Origin of the sequence: Bradyrhizobium sp. S3.3.6, from assembly GCF_040546905.1 — a bacterium.
GTDB classification, from domain to species: domain Bacteria; phylum Pseudomonadota; class Alphaproteobacteria; order Rhizobiales; family Xanthobacteraceae; genus Bradyrhizobium; species Bradyrhizobium cytisi.
In genome coordinates this window covers 13729-34475 of record NZ_JBEPOT010000016.1, presented here as the reverse complement: position 1 = coordinate 34475, position 20747 = coordinate 13729, and the positions used below count along the sequence as shown (strand labels likewise).

The 20747-nt window shown below is 64.2% G+C and carries 19 protein-coding genes; 7 read left to right on the top strand and 12 right to left on the bottom strand.

Going from position 1 to position 20747, the window contains the following annotated elements:
• Positions 1 to 7 precede the first annotated feature (7 nt).
• Positions 8 to 544, top strand: a complete 537-nt coding sequence (locus ABID59_RS33015) for a hypothetical protein (protein ID WP_354035292.1) — start codon at positions 8 to 10, stop codon at positions 542 to 544.
• Position 545: 1 nt separating this feature from the next.
• Here the strand turns inward: ABID59_RS33015 and ABID59_RS33010 are convergent, their stop codons facing one another.
• The 5 genes from ABID59_RS33010 to ABID59_RS32990 are packed head-to-tail and all read right to left on the bottom strand — an operon-like array spanning position 546 to position 5906.
• Entirely contained in the window at positions 546 to 1793 is a 1248-nt protein-coding gene (locus tag ABID59_RS33010; protein WP_354086131.1) for an acetyl-CoA hydrolase/transferase family protein, read from the bottom strand.
• A gap of 7 nt (positions 1794 to 1800) precedes the next feature.
• The gene (locus ABID59_RS33005; RefSeq protein WP_028174522.1) at positions 1801 to 2967 is read right to left on the bottom strand and encodes an acyl-CoA dehydrogenase family protein; all 1167 of its coding nucleotides are present in this window, start codon (positions 2965 to 2967) and stop codon (positions 1801 to 1803) included.
• A 29-nt stretch (positions 2968 to 2996) separates the two neighbouring features.
• Positions 2997 to 4286 carry a TRAP transporter large permease gene (locus ABID59_RS33000; RefSeq protein ID WP_148754794.1) on the bottom strand — a complete coding sequence of 430 codons (1290 nt, stop codon included), beginning with the start codon at positions 4284 to 4286 and terminating at the stop codon, positions 2997 to 2999.
• 12 nt (positions 4287 to 4298) lie between these two features.
• Complete coding sequence (locus ABID59_RS32995; RefSeq protein ID WP_354086130.1) at positions 4299 to 4853, bottom strand: TRAP transporter small permease; 555 nt, start codon at positions 4851 to 4853, stop codon at positions 4299 to 4301.
• A 27-nt stretch (positions 4854 to 4880) separates the two neighbouring features.
• On the bottom strand, positions 4881 to 5906 hold the full coding sequence (locus ABID59_RS32990) for a TRAP transporter substrate-binding protein (protein ID WP_354086129.1): 1026 nt from the start codon (positions 5904 to 5906) through the stop codon (positions 4881 to 4883).
• Positions 5907 to 6134: 228 nt separating this feature from the next.
• Between ABID59_RS32990 and ABID59_RS32985 the strand changes: the two genes are divergently transcribed.
• From ABID59_RS32985 to ABID59_RS32970, 4 genes are read left to right on the top strand one after another with little or no spacing between them, the layout of a single operon-like run.
• Complete coding sequence (locus ABID59_RS32985; RefSeq protein ID WP_354086128.1) at positions 6135 to 7337, top strand: CaiB/BaiF CoA transferase family protein; 1203 nt, start codon at positions 6135 to 6137, stop codon at positions 7335 to 7337.
• A 9-nt stretch (positions 7338 to 7346) separates the two neighbouring features.
• Positions 7347 to 7835 (top strand): MaoC family dehydratase, encoded by a 489-nt coding sequence (locus ABID59_RS32980; RefSeq protein ID WP_354086229.1) that lies wholly within the window; start codon positions 7347 to 7349, stop codon positions 7833 to 7835.
• Positions 7835 to 8686 carry an HpcH/HpaI aldolase/citrate lyase family protein gene (locus ABID59_RS32975; RefSeq protein ID WP_354086127.1) on the top strand — a complete coding sequence of 284 codons (852 nt, stop codon included), beginning with the start codon at positions 7835 to 7837 and terminating at the stop codon, positions 8684 to 8686. Before ABID59_RS32980 ends, ABID59_RS32975 begins: the two co-directional genes overlap by 1 nt.
• 21 nt (positions 8687 to 8707) lie before the next feature.
• Positions 8708 to 9448 carry an IclR family transcriptional regulator gene (locus tag ABID59_RS32970; RefSeq protein ID WP_148754800.1) on the top strand — a complete coding sequence of 247 codons (741 nt, stop codon included), beginning with the start codon at positions 8708 to 8710 and terminating at the stop codon, positions 9446 to 9448.
• 9 nt (positions 9449 to 9457) lie between these two features.
• Here the strand turns inward: ABID59_RS32970 and ABID59_RS32965 are convergent, their stop codons facing one another.
• The 7 genes from ABID59_RS32965 to ABID59_RS32935 form a co-directional block, all read right to left on the bottom strand.
• Complete coding sequence (locus ABID59_RS32965) at positions 9458 to 9874, bottom strand: hypothetical protein (protein WP_354086126.1); 417 nt, start codon at positions 9872 to 9874, stop codon at positions 9458 to 9460.
• A 282-nt stretch (positions 9875 to 10156) separates the two neighbouring features.
• The gene (locus ABID59_RS32960) at positions 10157 to 10948 is read right to left on the bottom strand and encodes a fumarylacetoacetate hydrolase family protein (protein WP_148754802.1); all 792 of its coding nucleotides are present in this window, start codon (positions 10946 to 10948) and stop codon (positions 10157 to 10159) included.
• A 59-nt stretch (positions 10949 to 11007) separates the two neighbouring features.
• Positions 11008 to 13167, bottom strand: coding sequence for a carboxypeptidase-like regulatory domain-containing protein (locus ABID59_RS32955; RefSeq protein WP_354086228.1), 2160 nt, complete (start codon positions 13165 to 13167; stop codon positions 11008 to 11010).
• A gap of 106 nt (positions 13168 to 13273) precedes the next feature.
• On the bottom strand, positions 13274 to 14710 hold the full coding sequence (locus ABID59_RS32950; protein ID WP_354086125.1) for an MmgE/PrpD family protein: 1437 nt from the start codon (positions 14708 to 14710) through the stop codon (positions 13274 to 13276).
• A gap of 17 nt (positions 14711 to 14727) precedes the next feature.
• Positions 14728 to 16182 (bottom strand): MmgE/PrpD family protein, encoded by a 1455-nt coding sequence (locus tag ABID59_RS32945; protein WP_354086124.1) that lies wholly within the window; start codon positions 16180 to 16182, stop codon positions 14728 to 14730.
• Positions 16172 to 17206, bottom strand: a complete 1035-nt coding sequence (locus tag ABID59_RS32940) for a PdxA family dehydrogenase (RefSeq protein WP_354086123.1) — start codon at positions 17204 to 17206, stop codon at positions 16172 to 16174. Before ABID59_RS32940 ends, ABID59_RS32945 begins: the two co-directional genes overlap by 11 nt.
• Positions 17207 to 17224: 18 nt before the next feature.
• Positions 17225 to 18538, bottom strand: coding sequence for a cation:dicarboxylate symporter family transporter (locus ABID59_RS32935; protein WP_354086122.1), 1314 nt, complete (start codon positions 18536 to 18538; stop codon positions 17225 to 17227).
• 135 nt (positions 18539 to 18673) lie between these two features.
• Here ABID59_RS32935 and ABID59_RS32930 point away from each other — a divergent pair, with 135 nt between their 5' ends.
• Both ABID59_RS32930 and ABID59_RS32925 read left to right on the top strand, forming a co-directional pair.
• The gene (locus tag ABID59_RS32930; protein ID WP_354086121.1) at positions 18674 to 19642 is read left to right on the top strand and encodes a LysR family transcriptional regulator; all 969 of its coding nucleotides are present in this window, start codon (positions 18674 to 18676) and stop codon (positions 19640 to 19642) included.
• A gap of 88 nt (positions 19643 to 19730) precedes the next feature.
• Positions 19731 to 20630 carry a LysR substrate-binding domain-containing protein gene (locus ABID59_RS32925; protein WP_148754809.1) on the top strand — a complete coding sequence of 300 codons (900 nt, stop codon included), beginning with the start codon at positions 19731 to 19733 and terminating at the stop codon, positions 20628 to 20630.
• Positions 20631 to 20747 lie beyond the last annotated feature (117 nt).

The following is a 20747-nucleotide window of genomic DNA, read 5'->3' as shown; positions in this document are numbered from 1 at the left end:
TCACGCGATGCTCAAGACCATCATCCTGCTCACCGACACCGTGCAACAGCAGCAACCGCTGGCCAACCTGCTGCGCGAGCACAATCGCGAGCTCGCGTTCTGCTCCGCGCTCCGCGCCCAGGACCTCAGAGCCATCGAGCCGGAGATCCTGAGCGAGGCACGTCTGGTGTCTTTCGCCGCCGACGTTGCGGTCCCCGAAAGATTCCTGCTGCAGCTCGGCTACGGTGCCTACAAGTTCTACGCCGCGGCGACGCAATATCCGGGGCTGCCGCCTGCGCCCGACGAAAGCGACGAGAATCCGCACTGCTACTCCGTCATCGCGCAATCGATGATGATCTGGCCCGACTTTAAGAAAGTGGTCGGACTGGAGACCGTGACGATCCCGGACGGCACCGTTGCCGCCGAGCGCGAGCGGCTGGTGTTCTCGCGCCTGGCCCATTTGTTCTGGCGGATGTCGATCATGATCGCGGGCGAAGTGACCGATCTCCCCGGGATCATCGGATCTGCGGAGAGCGAGCGGCCGACGCTGGCCATGATGAACTGAGCTAGCGCACAGGGCTGCGGAGCTGCTCCGACAACACATCGCGCTGCTCCGGTGCCGCGATCGCGATCATCCGCCGCGCGCGCTCGGCGAGACTGCAGCCGCGTAGCTCGGCGATGCCCCATTCGGTGACGATGGCATCGACATCGGCGCGGGGCGTCGTCACCGTCTCGACATGGGCGACGATCCGGCTGGTGCCATCCGATGCCGTCGCCGGCAGCGCGATGATCGCCCGCCCGCCGGGAGACGCATTGGCCCCACGCACGAAATCGAGCTGCCCGCCGATCGCCCCGATCGCAATGCCATTCAGCGTCTCGGAGTTCACGCTGCCGTCGAGCCCGACCTGAAGCGCCGAATTGATCGCGACCAGCCGGTTGATCCGCGCCAGCACACCGTGGCCGTGCGTGTAGGACGTCGGCCGCACTGCGACCGCCTTGTTCTCGTGCACGAAACGATAGAGCCGCTTCGTGCCGATCACCTGGTTGGTGACCGTGACCCCCGCATCGATTCCCTTCTCCGCATTCGTGACCGCGCCGCGCTCGATCAGGTCGACCACGGCATCGTTGATCAGGCCGGAGTGAATGCCGAGATTGCGTGCGTGGGAGAGCGACGAGAGGATCGCGTCCGGAATGCGCCCCACACCGAACTGGAGCGTGCTGCCATCTACGATCAGGCTCGCCGCGTGCGCGGCGATGCGCCGTGAAATATCATCGAGCGGCGGTGACACCAATTCGACCGGCGGGCGTAGGGCCGCCACCCGGATGTGGATCGGCACGTCGCCCGGCCATTCGGCTCCGAATGTGAAAGGTCCATCCCGGTTGATCTCCGCGATCACGAGGCGCGCACCACGCGCGGCATCGATGACGTAATCGTTGGAGAGGCTGGCACTGAGCCGCCCCCCGGACTCGGCGAGCTGCACCAGGACGACATCGGCCTGATGGCGCCGCGAGGCGAAGTCGGCACAGAAGGCGCTGTAGTTGCTCGGGATCGTTTCGAGCCGCCCAGCCCTGGCGAGCCGCCGCGTATTGCCGATCACGCCATAACTCTTAAACGACACGTTGGGCGCGCAGGCCGCGAAGAACGTTTCCGAGAAGATCGGCCCGACCATCATCCGGAATGCCGGCAGATTTCCGGCCTGCGCCATCAGCGCTTCAGTCAAGGTGACCGGCTCTGCCGTCGCCTGGCCGCACACCACGAGATCGCCCTCACGGACCAAGCCGGAGAAGCCGATTGGCGCGGTGTCCCCGGGCATTGCCGCCTCAATACGACTTCGCGAGGCCCAGCACCTTTTCCGCAATGAAGCTGAGCGCGAGCTGCGGGCTGACCGGCGCGATGCGCGGGATCAGCACCTCGCGCAAATAACGCTCGACGTGGAACTCCTTGGCGTAGCCGAAACCGCCATGAGTCATTACCGCCTGCTCGCAGGCATGGTAACCGGCTTCACCTGCAAAATATTTCGCAGCATTCGCGCCGGCGCCGCACGGCAAGCCCTTGTCGTATTGCCAGGCCGCCTGCATCACCATCAGCCAGGCCGCCTCGAGCTCGACCCAATTCACCGCGAGCGGATGCTGGATGCCCTGATTTTTGCCGATCGGACGATTGAAGACGACGCGCGTCTTGGCGTATTCGGTCGCGCGCGACAGCGCGAGCTTGCCGAGGCCGACGGCTTCCGCCGCGATCAGGATGCGCTCGGGGTTCATGCCTTCGAGGATGTACTGGAAGCCCTTGCCCTCTTCGCCGATGCGGTCCTCCATCGGGATCTCGAAATCCTCGAAGAACAGCTCGTTGGAATCGACGACCTTGCGGCCCATCTTCTCGATCTCATGGACCTTGATCTTCTTGCGATCGAAATCCGTGTAGAACAGGCTGAGACCATGGGTCGGCGAGCGCACCTCCTCCAGCGGCGTGGTGCGCGCCAGCAGCAATATCTTGTGCGCGACCTGTGCGGTCGAGATCCACACTTTCTGGCCGTTGACGATGTAGCGATCGTTCTTGGCGACCGCGCGGGTCTTGAGCTGGGTGGTGTTGAGGCCGGTGTTGGGCTCGGTGACGGCGAAGCAGGCCTTCTCGCGGCCTTCGACCATCGGCGGCAGCATGCGCTTGCGCTGCTCCTCGGTGCCGAACACGACGACGGGATTGAGACCGAACACGTTGATGTGCACCGCGGAGGCGCCCGACATGCCGGCGCCCGACTCCGCGATCGTGCGCATCATGATCGCGGCTTCGGTGATGCCGAGCCCCGAGCCGCCATAGGCCTCCGGCACACAGATGCCGAGCCAGCCGGCGTCAGCCAGCGCCTTGTGGAAGTCATGCGGGAAACCGCCGTCGTGGTCCTTTTTCAGCCAATAGGCATCGGGAAAGCCTTCGCAGATCTTGGCGATGGCGTCGCGAATGGCTTCCTGCTGATCGGTTAGCGCGAAATCCATGGTGGTCTCCTTGTGGAGGCTCGTTGTGCCTAGCGCCCCATCTGCGACGGCAGCCAGAGGATGATAGACGGAAACGCCACCAGAATCGCGATCGCAATCAGGTGGGCGATGAAGTGCGGAAAGGTGCCGTGGAACACCTCCGCCACCGGCCGCTTGGCGTAGCGTGCGACGATGAAGCAATTCAGCCCGACCGGCGGCGTGATCATGCCGACCTCGGCGGTGACGATCTTGATGACGCCGAACCAGATCGGATCGAAGCCGAGCGTCTTGATCAGCGGCAGCACGATCGGCACGGTCAGCACCAGGATCGCGATCTGGTCCATGAACGAGCCGAGCACGATGTACCCGCACAGGATCAACGTAATGATGACCCAGCGCGAGGCCGGCAGCGAGCCGATCCAGGCGACGAGGTCCTGCGTCACATGAGTGAGCGTGAAGAAATAGCCGAAGATCGAGGCGCCAACCAGAATCATGATGATCATGCAGGTGCCATGGCAGGCGCGCAGCAGCGTCTTGTAGAGCGAGGACGGCGTGATCTTGCCCTTGACGATCGCGAGCAGGAAGGCGCCGAACGCACCGAAGGCGGATGCCTCCGTCGGCGTCGCGACGCCGAGATAGATCGTGCCCGTCACGATCGAGAACAGCACCACCATCGGCGAGACCTGCCACAGCAGCGCGAATTTCTCGCGCCACGGCACCGATTTCGCGGCCGGCGCGCGCGAGGGATCCTGCCAGACCAAGAAGTAGATCGTGGCCATGATGGTGAAGGTGACGAGGATCGCGGGGATGATGCCGCTGATCAGGAGCTTGCCGATGTTCACCTCGGCGAGCAGGCCGAAGATGACGAGCGCGACGCTGGTCGGCAGCAGCATCGACAGCGTGCCCGAGATCGCGACCACGCCGGCAGCCATCTTCGGCTCATAACCCTGGCGGATCATCGCGGGAAGGCTGGTCGAGGACAGCGTCGCAGCCGATGCCGTCGAGGTGCCGCAGATCGCGCCGAAGCCTGCGCCGGCAAGCGCTGTCGCCATGCCAAGGCCGCCAGGAACACGCCCGACCCAAGCAGAGGCTGTCTTGAACAGATCATCCGCAACGCCGGACAGCAGCACGAGGTCCGCCATCAGGAGGAACATCGGAATGGTGATCAGCTCGTAGGAGGAAACGGTCGAGAGCGGCGCGGTCTCCAGGATGCCGAACAAGGTCGGAAAGCCGCCGACCATCACGAGGCCGACCGAGCCGGAAAAGGCCATGGCAAAACCGACCGGCGTGCCGAGCGCAAGCAGGCCGAACAGCAGAGCGAGAACGATGAGAGGTGTCATGGATATCCGCCGTTACTCGAAGCCGCGCGCTTCGCCGACGCCGGTGACCGGCGGCAGCGGATAGAGGTCGCGTCCGCTGACGAGGCTCAGCACATTGCCGACCAGCTGCAGCGCCAGCCGCAGCACCAGCACGCCGCAGCCGAACGGCACCAGCGCCGCCGAAATCCAGGTCGGCCAGGGAATAGCGCCTGACAGCACGTCATGCTGCTCGTAATTCTCCAGCGCGCGCGCGAACCCGACCTTGCAGATCAGGACGAACACGAACAGGCCTGCCAGCGCGGTGACGATCTCGGACAGCCGCCGCCCCGCCGGCGAGAAGCGCGACAACAGGATGTCGACGCCGACATGGACATGCTCGCGCAAGGCATCCGACAGCGTGAAGAAGAACACGCCCGCGAGCAGATAGAGCCCGATCAGATCATAGGTGAAGGAGAATGGGCTGTTCAGCGCGTAGCGCATGAACACGTCGGTCACGACCAGCACCATGATCACAAACATGAATAGCACCGCGATCACCGTCAGCGCGCGCTCCAGCGCGCCGAGCATATGGCCTGCTCGTTCGATCATTTCGCGCCTCCCTGTTCGATTTGCGGATTACTTGCTGCCGGCGGCAAGCAGATCTTCGAATTCCTTCAGCGCGGCAGACGCCTGCTTGCCACGGCTGTCGAGACCGGCTGCCCATTCATGACCGACGCCTTTGAGCTTGTCCTTCATCTCGGCGCGCGTCGCTTCCGGCAGCGGATCGAAGCTGACGCCTTCGTCCTGCATGTGCTTCTTGGTGACTTCGCCTTCCTTGTCGACATCGGCGCAAGCCTTCGGCGTGATGGCATCCGAGGCCTCGTTCATCGCGGTCTTCACGTCGTCGGGCAGCTTGTCCCAGACCGACTGGCTGATGGAATAGGCGACGATGAAGCTGCCGAAGCTGACGCCTTCGGTCGCGTGCTTGACCAGCTTGTCGAGGCCATAGGCGACGACGCTGTCGAGCGGGAACAGCAGCCCGTCCATCGTGCCGCGCGACAGCGACTCATAGGCATCGGGCGCGGCCATGCGCACCGGCACGGCGTTGAGCGCCCGCAGCGTGAGATCCTGCGCGCCGCCGGTGGTGCGCAGCTTCAGGCCTTGCATGTCCTTGGTGGTCTCGACCTTCGACTTGACGGTCCACACCTGGTAGGGCGGCAGCACCACGGCCATCAGCAGCTTGATCTTGTTCGGCGCGTATTCCTGCTTGGCCAGCACGCCTTCGCGCGCGGACTTCCAATAAGCAAGCGTGCCCTGGCAGCTGGTCGCGAACGCACCCGGCAACTGCGCGACTTCCGATAGCGGCATCTTGTCCGAAACATACGACGGCCCGATGTAGCCGATATCGACCACGCCCGATTGGGTTAGCCGCAGCATGTCGGCGGCTTTGCCGATCTGCTGGTTCGGGTAATAGGTGAAGGTCACCGCGCCGTTGGTGCGCTTGGTGACGTCGTCCATCCAGGGCTTGAGCATCAGACGGACGAGATAATGTCCGGCGGGGAAGCTGTCGGCGACTTTGAGCTCAAGCGCCTGCGCCGACAGTGTCGAGACCGGCAGCGACAAAGCGAGCACGGCTGCAGCCCGGACCAGATTTGTCTTCATTTCATTCTCCCTGACGCGTCCCACGCCGAAGGCGGCAGCCGTTTGCTGCCAAGCCGTTCGGCCCCACGCTCCATTTCTTGCTTGAGGAAAAAGTACATATATGTGAATTTATCTGTCAAGTATATGAACTATGCATGGAGCTATGCGTTGCTCGCCGGGCCCAGCCGATTGACATCGCCGGTTTATGAATTCTAACTCCACATATATGAATTAATCCCACGAGGCCCCATGGGACCGCTCGCCGGCTTCACCATTCTCGACCTGACTTCGGTGCTGATGGGCCCCTATGGCACCCAGGTGCTGGCGGACATGGGCGCTGACGTCATCAAGGTCGAAAGCCCCGAAGGCGACATCGTTCGCCAGATCGGCCCCGGGCGCACACCCGGCATGGGCGGGATGTTCCACAATGCCAATCGCGGCAAGCGCAGCATCGTGCTCGACCTCAAGACGCCCGAAGGACGCGATACGCTGCTGCGGCTGGCGAAAAGCGCCAACGCGCTTGTCTATAATGTGCGCCCGCAGGCGATGGCGCGGCTCGGCCTCGATTACGAGACGCTTCGCTCGATCAATCCGTCGCTGGTCTATGTCGGCGCGTTCGGCTACGGCCAGTCAGGCCCCTACGCCGCCAAGCCCGCCTATGACGATCTGATCCAGGGCGCCGCCACGATTCCGACGCTGCTTGCGGCCGCCGGCGACGGCACGCCGCGCTACGTTCCCGTCACCATTGCCGACCGCATCGTCGGGCTGATGATGGTCAATGCGATCATGGGCGGATTGATGCACCAGCAGCGCACCGGTGTGGGCCAGCGCATCGACGTGCCGATGTTCGAATCGATGACGGAGTTCGTGCTGGTCGATCATCTGGGCGGCCTCACCTACGATCCGCCGCTCGACCATGGCGGCTATGCCCGCCTGCTGTCGCGCTATCGCCGTCCCTACAAGACCAGCGACGGCTATCTCTGCGTCCTCATCTACAACGACAAGCACTGGCGCAGCTTCTTCGAGGCAATCGGGCAGCCGCATTTCCTCGAGCAGCCGCGCTTTGCCAACCACGCCGCGCGCACAAAACACATCGACGAGATCTACGAGGAGATCGGGCACATTTTCCTCACCCGCACCACTGCCGAATGGCGCGAGTTGCTGGAGAGCGCCGACATTCCGGTGATGCCGATGCATACGCTGGAGACGATCCTCGATGACCCGCATCTCAAAGCCATCGACTTCTTCAGGACGGTGGACCACCCCGTGGAAGGCCGCATCCGCCAGATGCGCGTACCCTCGACCTGGAGCGTGACCCAGCCGGAGGCTGCTGGCCCGGCACCGACACTCGGCCAACATGGCCGCGACATACTGCGCGAGGCCGGCTTCTCGGCCGACGAGATCGAGCGGCTCGCAGAGCAGAAGGCAGTTCACCTGGCGCCGCCGCCCTAGCGGCAGGCGCTGGCCAAATCGCAACAATACCGGGAGGAAACCGCGATGGCCGGACTTTATTTCGAAGACTTTTCCGTGGGCCAGGAGTTCAGGCATCCGCTGACCCGGACCGTCACGGAGATGGACAATACCATGTTCAGCCTGCTGACGCTCAATCCGCAGCCGCTGCACATCGACGCGCATTTCTCCGAAAAGACCGAGTTCGGCCAGCGCATTTTCAACAGCCTTTACACCCTCGGCATCATGATCGGCATGACGGTCTATGATACGACCATGGGCACCACCGTTGCCAATCTCGGCATGACCGACGTGACTTTTCCAAAACCGGTCTTCCATGGCGACACCCTGCGGGCGACGACGAAGGTGCTTTCGTTGAGAGAATCCAAATCGCGCCCGAGAGCGGGCATCGTCGAGTTCGAGCACCACGCACTGAACCAGAACAACGAGATCGTCGGCAAATGCCGCCGCATGGCGATGATGCACAAGAGGCCGGTCTGATGCGTTCGATGCTGTTCGTGCCGGGCGATTCCCCGCGCAAATTTGAGAAGGCGAGCGAAGGCAAGGCCGACGCGCTGATCATCGATCTCGAGGATTCCGTCGTCACCGACAAGAAGCCGGAGGCACGCGGGCTGACGCTGGCGATGCTGAAAGGCTCTCGCGGCCCGCATCAGCTCTATGTCCGCGTCAATGCGCTCGACACCGGCGTGACGCTGACCGATCTCGCCGCGGTGATGCCGGGCAAGCCCGATGGTATCGTACTGCCTAAATCGCAAGGTGGCGACGACGTGCGGCAGGTCGCGACCTGGCTGGAAGCTTTGGAAGCAGCGGCCGGCATCGCGGTCGGCACGACGCGCATCGTCTGCGTCGCAACGGAGACCGCCGGCTCGATCTTCGGCCTCGGCAGCTACAAGGGCTGCTCCCCTCGCCTCGCCGGATTGATGTGGGGCGCGGAAGATCTCTCGGCTTCGCTCGGCGCGACCGAGAAGGGTTCGGGCGGTGTGTTCCACAGCCCCTATCGCCTCGCGCGCGATCTCTGTCTGATGGCGGCGGCCGCGGCGGAAGTGGCGCCGATCGACACGGTCTATACCGACATCGACAATCTCGCAGGCCTCGAGCAGGAAACGCGCGCGGCGCGGCGCGACGGGTTTTCAGCGAAGGCGCTGATCCATCCGAAACATGTCGACGTCGTCAACGCGGCGTTCGCGCCGACGGACGCCGAGCGCGCATGGGCGGAGAAGGTGATCGCGGCGTTCGCGAGCAATCCAAATTCCGGCACGCTGCGGCTCGACGGCCAGATGATCGACAAGCCGCATCTTCGCGCCGCGAAGAAGATCCTCGGCCAGCCCTAAATTAGGACGCAAAGCCCCGCCATGATCGTTCGCCAAGCCGCAAACGTCCTGGAGATCATGGAATTCTTCGCGCAAACGAGGAAGCCGGCGACGCTTGCCGAAATCGCCGATCATTTCGGCTGGCCGCGCTCGTCGACCTTCAACCTGCTCGCGACGCTGTCGGAGAAGGGCTATCTCTACGAACCGCGTCCGCGCGCCGGATTCTATCCGACGCCGCGATGGCTCGCGATGGCGCGGATGATCTCCGAGGTCGAACCGCTGCCGCCCTGGACGCATACGCTGATCGCCGATCTCTCCGCCGAGACCGGCGAGACCGCGTCGATCGTGGCGCCGGCGGGCGTGATGGCGGTGTTCATCGACGTCGTCGAGTCCCAAGCCGCGATCCGCTATTTCGCGACCATCGGGCACCGCGTGCCGATTCACGCCACTGCCAGCGGCCGCGCGCTGCTGCTGCAATATTCGCCGGAGGAGCGCGACTCCGTCTATCGCAAGATCGAATTCAAGCAATACGGCCCGTCGACGCCGATCAGCATCGAGGCGGTGGAAGCCGAGCTGCGCAATTCGATCGAGCGCGGCTACTGCCAGAGCTTTGCCGACTACAGCCGCGACCTCGCCGGCGCCGCGATCCCGCTGCCGATCGGCGACCGCCGCCTGTCGGTTGTCGTCGCAGGGCCGGAGTTTCGGATTGGGCCGAAGGTGGCAGACGTCGCGTCGCTGATCGCGCGGACGGTCGACCGGCTGCGACCGAAGTCTGCGGCGTAAGCCACAGCCTCAGTCGAATCCCTGAACGGGCGGCGTCGAGGTCTCTGCCGGCGCCGCCGGAGCGGCTTGAACGGCCTGCACCGCAGGCACGGCTTGAACCGGCGGATTGCTGGCAGCTCTCATCTGGCCGTTGGATTCGATCGCCGCGCGCGTGGACTGTGGAGCGCTGGTAGTGGCCAAGCGGTTCGCCTGACGTCGCTGCGGCTGCCGGTATCGTGCCGACCGCGAACCTCTCACGCCCCATGACCTCGCGATCGAAGGTCCGGCGGTGTAGCCGACAACTGCGCCTGCGACCGCACCGATCGGGCCCAGCACGACGGCGCCGGACACGGCGCCGAGCGCCGCAGCGCCAGCGCGCTCCTGCGCAACGGCACTTGCGGGCACGCCAGCCAGCATGACGACGGCAGTGATCAGAGCTTTCTTCATTGTAGCGCCTCCCTCAGGGGAGATCACTCTTACTCAAATATGGCCGCACGAGGTTTGTTCGTTGCCCAACGGAGGGCAATGGCCGATGGAACTCCGGCAATTCAAAGACCTTCGCCGCCATCATGGTGCGATGTCGCTCGGCCCCTCGGACGCCTCACCGACAAGCTGCAGTCTTCTCCCTCGCCCCGTTCTTACGGGGAGAGGGTTGGGGTGAGGGGCTGCATCCGCAATCACGGTGAGGACTGGACTCGCGGAGAGTCCCCCTCACCCGTACTGCCGCCATTAGACGATCTTGATCGACATATCCGGGAGGCCCTCGAGCTTGCACAACAGCACGTCGCCCTTCACGACCGGCCCGACATTCTCCGGCGTTCCGGAATAGATGATGTCGCCGGCCTTCAACTCGAACGCTTCCGAGAGCTTTGCGATCTGCTCGGCAACGCTCCAGATCATCTTGCTGAGATCCGAGCTCTGCTTCACGGTGTCGTTGATCGCGAGCGAAATGGCGCCCCTCTCGAAATGGCCGGTCTTGCTCGCGGGATGGATCGGACCGAGCACCGCCGCATGGTCAAAGCTCTTGCCGATCTCCCACGGCTTCTTCTCCGCGGCCATGCCGTTCTGGAGATCGCGCCGGGTCATGTCGAGGCCGAGCGCGTAACCATAGACGTGGTCGAGCGCCTTCTCGGCCGGGATGTTGGCGCCGCCGGATTTCAATGCGGCGACCAGCTCGACCTCGTGGTGGTAGTTCTTGGTCAGCGACGGATAGGGATGATCGGCGACCTCACCGATCGCGACGTTCTGGATCGCGTCCGTCGGCTTCTGGAAGAAGAATGGCGGCTCGCGATTCGGATCCGAGCCGCGCTCGATCGCATGCGCGGCGTAGTTGCGACCGATACAATAGATGCGGCGGACCTGGAACACCTGAGTCTCGCCAACGATCGGGATCGCGACCATCGGCACCGGGAAGATCGGCTTGGGTGCGGCCTGCGCTGCGGCCGGCGCCGTATCGGCAAGGCCCGCCGCGGTCATCGCGGCTGCGGCGGTGAGCACGTCACGTCGAGAAGTTTTCGTCATGATTCTGTTCCCTGGCTTATCCGCTGGTTTGCAGCGGCGCTATTCTTGGGGCGAAAGGGTCAATGGGCTAATGGATCAGGCCGCATCTGCACTTTGTAGACCTTAGGTGAAGCCTCCTTGCCGCCTTCCCCATGGAAGCTCGCCCGCGTTCCGGTCGTGCTCCACAGGCCACGACCTTTCCAACCGGTATCGGGGTCGTCGATCCGCCCGTCGACATTCTTGGTAAAGAAGCCGAGCGGGTATGGATTGCGCAGATTCACCAGCTCGCCGTTGACAAGGGCCAGCAGGGACTCGCTGCCATTGGCGCTCGCGATCGGCACGTTCGCGCCGAGGCCGAACGTGTTGTAGCGGTCCACCCAGACATAATAGGCATGATTGGCGCTGCCGCTGGCGTCGAGCCCCCTGAACTGCGGCCCGGGCATGCGCCAGGTCTTCCATCCCTCGGGACACTGCTTGCCCTCCGCCGTGGTCGGGCCGTTCAGCGGGCCCTTGCAGAGCTTGCGATCGAAGCTTGCGAGATGACCACTGGACAAGACCGTCCACACCACACCATCAAGCCCGATGTCGAGACCGCGCGGGCCGAACGTGCCCTCCGGCGGCTGATAGACTTCGGCGAGCGCGGTATTGGCGGGATCTGGTCCCGGCACCACGCGCACGATGTAGCCGGGCTGATCGATGCGGGAGAAGCCTCGATCCATCGCCTGGCCCCAGATCGTGTCGTCGACCGGACTCGGCATGATGCCGTAGAAGGACGCGGCGATGCGCTTGTCCTTGGCCGGATCGACGGGATCCTTGTGCTCGACATAGGCATCGCGCTTGCCGTTGCCGTTGGTGTCGATGATCAGCGGCGTCCAGCCCTGCGATTTTACGTTGTCGAGAGTCTCGCGATACTGCTTGGTGTTGAGCCAGCCGACAATGCCGCCGCCGAGGCCCGGACCACCGGAGCTGGTCCACAGCGTTTGGTTGGCATCGTCGTCGAAGTAGAGATGATGGGTCGTGAAGCAGGTGTTGATCAGGTCCCATTTGCCGGTCGCGGGATCGTAGCGCGACAATTGGCGCAGCGAGGTCGCCTGCGGCGCCACCTTCGCCGACGGCAGATCCGAGCCCTGCTTGCAGTAGTCAGGGTTGGCCGGCGGGCGCAGCCGCGCCGTGAACCAGACCTTGCCCTGCTCGTCCATCATGACGTTGTGGATACTGGTGTGGCCATCCCAGATCGGTTCGTCGCCCCAATAGGCCGACGGTCCGCGCGGCGCGTCGGTCGAGGATGGCGTGTTAGGATCGAGATAGGGATGCTTGATGGTCCCGGCGACATTCCTGACCGGGTCGAGCGTCGGCACGAGATCCGAACTCTCCTCCGACGATCCGTAGATCAGGCCGTTGGCGTTGACCCGCGGGTTACGCTTGTCGGTCGAGATCGCATCGTGCTGATAGTGCGTCGGCGTCGCCCAATCCCACATCGTGAAGACGACGTTGCGCTCGATGCCCTTGGGCCGCTCGGGCTTGGCGAACGGTAACTCGCCGGCTGCGATACGATCGGTCCATTTCGAGAACAGGTCATAGACCTTTTCCGGACCCATGCTGGCCAGCACCGTCGCCATGTATTCCTGGGCCTGTCCGGCCTGGGTGCGGACGGCCCATGCCGTGTGGGAATCGTACCCATCGGTGAACACCTTCGGGATCTCGCGGATGCCGCGCGTGCCGAGCGCGTGGCAGGACTGGCACATGTTCTTGACCGTATCGACCCACTGGGCCTGCGACTTCATGGTATCCGGCATCTTGTTGCCCTTGTCGCCGGTGCCGGGAAACTCCTCAGGTCTGGGGATGTCGAGCATCGAATACCAATACATGCCCGGATAGTTCTGAGCGTCTTTCTTCGGCGAGGCCTGGGCCGCTTTGAAGTCGAGGATCTTGCCCGGACGTGCGTCCTGTTGCGCCGTGTCCTGCAAGCCATAGCCGCGCACCCAGACCTTGTAGCCGGCTGCGGGAAGATCCGGGATGACGAACCGACCCTGATCGTCGGTCACCACCACCTTGGCGTATTTGGTGGGGAGATCCTTGGTTTCGGCGATCACCCAGACGCCCGCCTCGGCGCCCTTGTCGCTGGTCACCTGTCCGCCAATATCACTGGCGGATATTTCGACACTCGCCGCCATCGCGACGCCGGCATACAACAGCGCCATCGCGCCGAGATAGCCAGCAAGCATTCGCTTCAAGCGCATCATTCCTCCCATTCGTTATATTGCGTCGCGACGATGCGGGCGATGATTTCGTTTGAGCCGCCGGACGGGAACGGCACGACGATTTTACCTTATTGTTAGCCTTGCATTACGCGCTGAGCAATGGTCCCAACCTCGCAGCGTCATCAAGCCGTTCGAGATTGCCGATCTGGTCGATCAGCTTCTCGGCCCTGTCACTGCCCAGCACCGGCGCAATCAGATCCCGCGTCTTCGCCGCGACGGCTTCCGTGCTGAGCGGATTCTCCTTGGTGCCCGGCGGATATTTCGTGAAGTGCTCGATCTTCTTGCCATCGGTCAATGTCACCTCGACGACAGCGCCGCGCGGCGCGACCGGATCCATCAGCGTCTTGTCACCGGCCAGCGTCACCTTGGCACGCTGCTCCAGGATCTTCGGATCACGCATCAGCGCGACATCGTGGCTGTCGTTGAACGACACCCCGCCCTTGACCAGCGCGACCGCCACAAGGTGCTGGCAATTGACATCAGGCATCGCGCTTTCGCCCACGATCCCCATCGCATCGGTCGGCAACCTGACCAGGATGCTACGGACGCTATCCGGCGTGAGGCTATACTGCTTGCGCAGCGTCAGCATCGCATCCAGCGGCGACTGGATGGGATAGCCGACCGAGAATGTCTTGATCGCGGTTTCCGTGACATAGAAGAGCTTGCCGAGATCCTTCACCATCTCCTCCGGCTTCGGATCGGTCGAGAGTGCGATGAAGAGATTATGGGTGCCGTCGAGCACGTCGTCGACGCCGGTCAGGCCGCTGAGCACCATGTCAACAGCCATGACGCCATTGCGGGCTCCCATGCCGGCGAAGTCAAAAGCCTTCTCGATGTGATCGTGGTCCTTGACCCAGCTCCATAGGCCGGAGACCTGTTGCGACGAATAGGAGATCGCATAGCGCATCCCCTTCTCGTCAAGCCGCGCCAGTGATGCAGCCGCACCGAGCGCGCCGAAGGTCGATGACGTTCCTTCGGCGCTCCGGTGGGCGCCACGCACGAGATCGGGGCCCAGTGCCATCAGCAGGCGGCAGGTCAAATCGTAGCCCAGCGCGACGGCCCGAATGACATCCTGTCCGCTGCGATGTTCCCGCTCGCCGATAGCGAGCGCGGCCGGCACGACCGAGCATCCCGGATGCGCCTTGGTGACAGGCTCGAAATCGTCGGTCTCGTCGGCATGGGCGCACATCGCATTGGCCAGCGCTGCGTTGACCGCCGTGGAGCGGAAGTCGGAGCCGACCACGGAGGCCTGGGCGTCACCGCCGAGTGTGCGCACATATTTCAACGCCATCTCGCCCGGCTTCATCCGCGAGCCCGAGATCATCGCGCCGAGCGTATCGAGGATGCGGTGCTTGCATTCGCGCAGCACCTGCTCGGGCAACTCTTGATCGCGTGCGGCGACCATGTAGCGGGCGAGACGCTCCGTCACGCCCGGGCCGGCTGCGACGGCCATGCGGCCGCCGGTGGCGGCCAGAGCGGCAACCGAGCCGGCGGACCGCAGGAAATGGCGGCGCGATGGCATGCTTCCCTCCTTCGCGATCAGACCGCGACCGACATCTTGGCGATCTCCGCCGCACTCGGCAGGTTCTCGATATTCCAGCAGGCGTCCATCACGCGCCGGATCGTCGCAGCGGGAATGATGCCGTCGGCAAGATCGGAGAACTTGGTTTCGAGCTGCTTGTCGGTCATCGGCACCTCGACGCTGCCGATCGCGTGCTCGATGTAGCGGTTCAGCTTGCGGCCGTCCTTGAGCACGATGGTGAGATCGACCTGCTCCGGCTTGATGCCTGATGTTATGATCGGATTGACCTTGCCGCGGAGCGCAACGATGGTCGGGTCGGTCACCGCGCGGTCGCTGAACTGCTTCTCGCCGCCAGCGCCCTCGACAATGGCCACCGCCACCGCATGGTAGATGCTGAACTTGCCTTCGAGGCCCTGGCTTGGCGTCCTCTTGCCCGTCAGCTCCAGTACCAGCGGGTGGACCTTGAGATCGACCCGCTCGATCTGGTCGGCGGTCAGCCTGTTCTCGTTGCGGAGCTGGATCGCCGCATCGATCGCGGGATGAATGACGATACCGCAGGCGAACGGCTTGTAGGTGTTGAGCGCCGCCTCATAACGCTTGCCGAGGTCACCCAGGATCTCGTTGTAGTCCTGCTTGGTGCTGATCGCGTTGGCCCAGCCACGCTTGGCCTCGATCATCGCGTCGGACGAGGTGAAGTTCCTCGATGCCAGGATCGCGGCGAAGATGCCGCTGGAAGCCGCGCGGCCCGGATTGAAGCTCTTGTTCATCGAGCCGAAGGATTCGCGCAAGCCCACCGGCTGCGACGCCGCAAGACCCAGCGCCCAGGTCATCTGCTGCTCGTTCAATTTCAGCAGCTTGCCTACGGCCGCGGCCGAGCCGAACACGCCGGCGGTGCCGGTGATGTGCCAACCGACATCGTAATGGTTCGGGTAGACCGAGTTACCGATCCGGCACTCGGTCTCGACGCCGAGCACCAGTGCGTTCAAGAACTCCTTGCCGGAGATCGGCTGCATTTCCGACAGCGCGAGGATCGCCGAGGCTACGGGACCGGCCGGATGGATGATCGTCTTCAGATGCGTGTCGTCGTAGTCGAAGATGTGGCTCGACACGCCGTTGATGAAGGCGGCGTTCATGATGTCGAACCGCTCGCGCCGCCCAAACAGGGAAGCCTGCTGCGGCCCGGAGAACGGGCCGAGCGCGGACACCGCGATATCGACCGTCTCGTGATGCGAGCCGCCGATGGCGACGCCGACCCAGTTCAGGAGCGTGCGGATGCCCTCTTTCCGGACATTGGCCGGCAGGTCGTCATAGCTTGCGGTGACGAGATAATGCGCGAGCGCGCGCGTGACGTCCTTCGGCGGCGCCGCGGCAGGAGCCGCAGGCGAGGCTTGCGCAAAGGCCGTGTTGGTGGCGACAGTTGCGAAGGGCAGCGCGGCTGCCGCCTGGAGCAGGGTTCTGCGATCAGTGTGCATAGGCGGCCTCCTTGACCTTGATCGACACCAGCTTGGCGGCCAGACGTACCGCGCTCTCCAGCGCGCCGGTGTTGGCGACGCCTTGGCCTGCGATATCGAACGCGGTGCCGTGTGACGGCGTGGTGAAGACGGTCTCGAGCCCGGCGGTGACGGTGACGCCGCGGTTGAAACCGCGCAGCTTGGTCGCGATCTGGCCCTGGTCGTGATACATCGCGACCACGCTGTCGAACTCGCCGGCGAAGGCGCGGATATAGACTGTGTCGGCGGGATAAGGTCCGGTGCAGGCGATGCCGGTCTGGGCGGCGGCTTCGACCGTCGGGCGGATCATCTCGATCTCGTCGCGGCCGAACAGGCCGTTCTCACCGGCATGCGGATTGAGCGCCGCAACCGCAATGCGCGGCTTGGCAACGCCGGCTCGCCGCATCATGCGGTCGACCAGCTCGATCGCATCGGTGATGCTCTCCGGATTGATGCCGTCGAGCGCTTCACGCAGCGACTGATGCCCGGTGACGCGCGACATCCACTGGCCATCGAGCACGTTCATCTCGGAGAAATAGGTCTTGTGCCCGAGCAGGCTCGCGAACATCTTGTGCTCGTCGGGAAACTTCCAGCCGCCGTCGAACATTGCGCGCTTGTTCAGCGGCGCGAAGGTGATGGCGTCGACCTCGCCGTCCCTGGAGAAATCGATCGCGCGCGACAGCGTCTCGCCGGTCAACCGGCCGGACTCGGCGCTGGCCTTGCCGAGCGGGATTTTGGCGGGATCGGTGTTGCCGAGATCGACGAGCTGCACCGTGCCGCGGCCCCATTTGGCGGCCTTGGGCGAGGCAATCCGCTCGACCTTCAGCTTCACGCCGGCATGATCCATGCCCATGTCGAGCACGCGGGCATCGCCGACCACGACGAGGCGCGCGACGTCGGCGAGGCGGTCGTCGGAGAGGATGCGCGCGACCTGTTCGGGACCGATGCCGGTGCAGTCACCGGGAGTCAGCGCGATGACGGGAAGTTCGTTGGTGCTGGTAGCCATATTGGAGACCTTGGATCCTTACTTCGCTTGCTGGATTTGTGCGGCGGACTGCGCCCAGTCCTCGCGATTGAATTCGCCGTCCCATTTGGCGACCACGATCGCGGCGACCGCGTTGCCGATGGTGTTGGTGATGGCGCGCGCCAGCGACATGAAACGGTCGATGCCGAGCAGCAGTGCCAGTCCTTCCGCCGGCAGCCCTGCGGCGACGACGGTCGCAGCAAGTGCCGCGAACGCGCCGCCGGTGACGCCGGCCGCGCCCTTGCTGGTGAACAGCATCACCACGAACAGGCTGAGCTGCTGCGCGGCCGACAGCTCGACGCCATAGACCTGGGCGATGAAGATGGTCGAGAGCGGCAATGTCAGCGCGACACCGTCGAGATTGAAGGAATAGCCGGAGGGAATGACGAGGCCCGCGACAGCACGCCCTACGCCCGCCTTCGGCAACTTTTCCATCATGCCGGGGATGGCGGTCTCCGACGACGAAGTGCCGAGCACCACGAGCAGCTCGGTGCGCAGCAGGCGCAAGAGGTCCATCAGGCGAATGCCGACCAGGCGGCAGATGGTGCCGAGGATGACGAAGATGAAGAACGCCATCATCGCCCAGGCAGTGCCGACCAGAAGCGCCAGCGCATAGAGCGTCGCGGCACCGAACTTCGCCACCGTGAACGCCATGGCGCCGAACGCACCGATCGGCGCCAGCGCCACCACGACATGGACGACACTGAAGACGAGCTCGGTCACCCGCTCCAGGCCGGTCCGCAACGGACCGGCCTTGTCGCCGAGCAGCAACAGGCCGATGCCGCAGAGCAGCGCCAGCACCAGTACCTGAAGCACGTCGCCGGCCGCGAACGCACCGACAAAGCTCTCCGGCACCATGTGCTGGATGTAGGCGGACAATGATCCGACATGAGCCTGCTGATAGCGCGCGACCGTCTCGGCCTGCTGCGCGGTGGCATGCGCCACGCCGGCACCGGGCTGGACCCAGCGCACCACGACGAAGCTGATCGTGAGGCAAATCGTCGTCACCACCTCGAAATAGGCGAAAGCCTTGAGCCCGATGCGGCCGACCGCCTTCATGTCGCCGACCTGCGCGATACCGGTGACCACGACCAGGAAGATCAGCGGCGCGATCGTCATCTTGATCAAGGAAATAAAGACATCGCCGAGCGGCTTGAGCTCCACCGCAAAATTCGGAAACAGAGCGCCGAGCAGAGCCCCGAGCGCAGCACCGGCAACCACCAGGACATACTGCTCGCGCCAGAGCGGCTTGCGGCGGCGGCCGGACGTGGAGCTCGATATGGGTTCAGACAGCGGCGTCGCGGCAATCTGCAATGTATTTTCCTCCAACGTCGTTGGCGCCATGCGTTGAGGGCGCTTCGTTCTTGTCTTTCGATGGCGTTTACATTGGACCAGCGGCGTGTCAGGCGCTAATGCCGTATCGGTATGATTTGAGGACAAAACGTTATTATGGACCTGGTCTGGCTGGAGGACTTCCTTGCCATCGCCGAGGAGGGCGGGTTCTCCCGCGCCGCCGAGCGACGGCACGTGACCCAGCCGGCGCTGAGCCGCCGCATCAAGTCGCTCGAGGACTGGCTGGGGACGCAGCTGTTCGAACGCTCGACCCACACCATCACGCTGACGGCCGCCGGCGAGAGCTTTCGTCCCGTCGCGGAGGACGTGCTGCGCCGGATCCTGGTCGGTCGCGAGGAAGCGCTCGAGGTCGCACGGCTGAAGGCCGAGACCATCACCTTCGTCGCCACGCATTCGCTGTCGCAGACCTTCTTCCCGGAATGGATCCGCAACTCGGACGGCGCGCGCGACGGCTCGGCCGTGCAGCTCGTCGCTTCGAATTTCGCCGGCTGCGAGAAGCTGCTGCTGGACGCGCAGGCCCACTTCATGCTGGCGCATTACCATCCGTCATTGGTGAGCCGGCTCGACATGGACCGCTTCCAGCGCATCGATCTCGCAACCGACGTGCTGATCCCGATCAGCGCGCCGGCGGCAAAGCCGGGCCGCGGCGGACGGCGCAGCAAGAGCACGCAGCCGCGCTACGCCCTGCCCGGCGCATCCGGCGCGCCGCTGCCCTATCTCGCCTATCACCCGGGCTCGGGTGTGGGACGGCTTGTCACATCGTTCCTGGCGGCAAAGGATCCGGTGGCCTGGCTCGTTCCCGGTTTCGCCGCGCCAGTCATGCTGCTGATCGACATGGCGCGCGAGGGACGCGGCGTGACATGGGCGCCGATGAGCCTCGTCTGCGCCGATCTCGACACCGGCCGCCTGCTGCGTGCGGGCGGCGGCGAATGGGACATTCCGATCAACGTGTCGCTGTTTCGCACCCGCGCCCGCATGACCCGGGCGGCCGAGAATTTCTGGAATTCGGTGCGCAAGGGCCGGCCGGGCGTGAAATCCGCCGCATCTGCGTCTCGGGCCAAGTGAGCCCTAGCAGGTGAGCCCTGGCAAGCGAGCCCTGGCAAGTGAGCCCTAGCATGGAACTTGCATAAATTCTGGGCGACAGGGACGCCGCATGAACCTCATCAGTCTCGATATCCGCATGCTCCGGTCGCTCATCTCGGTGGTCGAGACCGGCAGCATCACCGAGACCGCGCGCCGGCTGGGCCGCACCCAGCCGGCGATCACGCTGCAATTGCAGCGGCTGGAGGAGCTCACCGGCAAGCAATTGTTCGAGCATGTGGGCCGGCGGCTGATGCTGACCGACGACGGCACGACGGTTCTCACCTACGCCAAGTCCATCCTGCGGCTGCATGACGAGTTGATTTCGCAGCTGGCGTCACAGGAGATCGAGGGCCAGGTCGTGCTCGGCACGCCCGACCTCTACGCGGCCTTCATGCTGCCGTCGATCCTCAGCGTATTTCGCAAATCGTTTCCGCGCGTGCAGGTCGAGCTCAATTGCGCGCTGTCGACGCCGCTGGTCGGTCTCGTCAAGCGCGGCGACGTCGACATAGCACTCGTCACCCGCATGAACGATTTCACCGGCGGGCAGGTGGTGCGGCGCGAGCAGCTTGTCTGGATGACCGGCGAGCAATCCGCCGCGCATCAGGAGCGCCCGATCCCGCTCGCGCTGCTGCCACCGGGCAACATCTATCGCGACTACGCCATCGATACGCTGGAGCGCGCCAATTTGCGTTGGCGCATCGCCTGCGTCAGCGAAAGCGTCGGCGGCCTGCAGGCTGCAGCCTTTGCCGGCATGGCCGTCACGGTGCTCGGCCGCAGCGCACTGGTGCCCGCGATGCGCGAGATCGGCCCGAACGAGGGCCTGCCCCCGCTGCCGAAGATCGAGCTCCTGCTCTACAAGTCGAGCGGCGCCACCTCGAAGGCGGCGACTGCGCTGCACGACTATCTCGCGCATTATCTGCGCCTCGACGAAGAGCTCAGCGGCCGCGGTGCTCCGATCGAGTTGTCTTGAACCGCCACGCGAAGTTCGCAAGCGCAGCAATATCACGAACGTCTTGACAGCGACTTTCAGCTGCATATTTTTTGCGCCGAGAGATCTAGAGATCTCTCTCTCACCCTCGAAATTCAA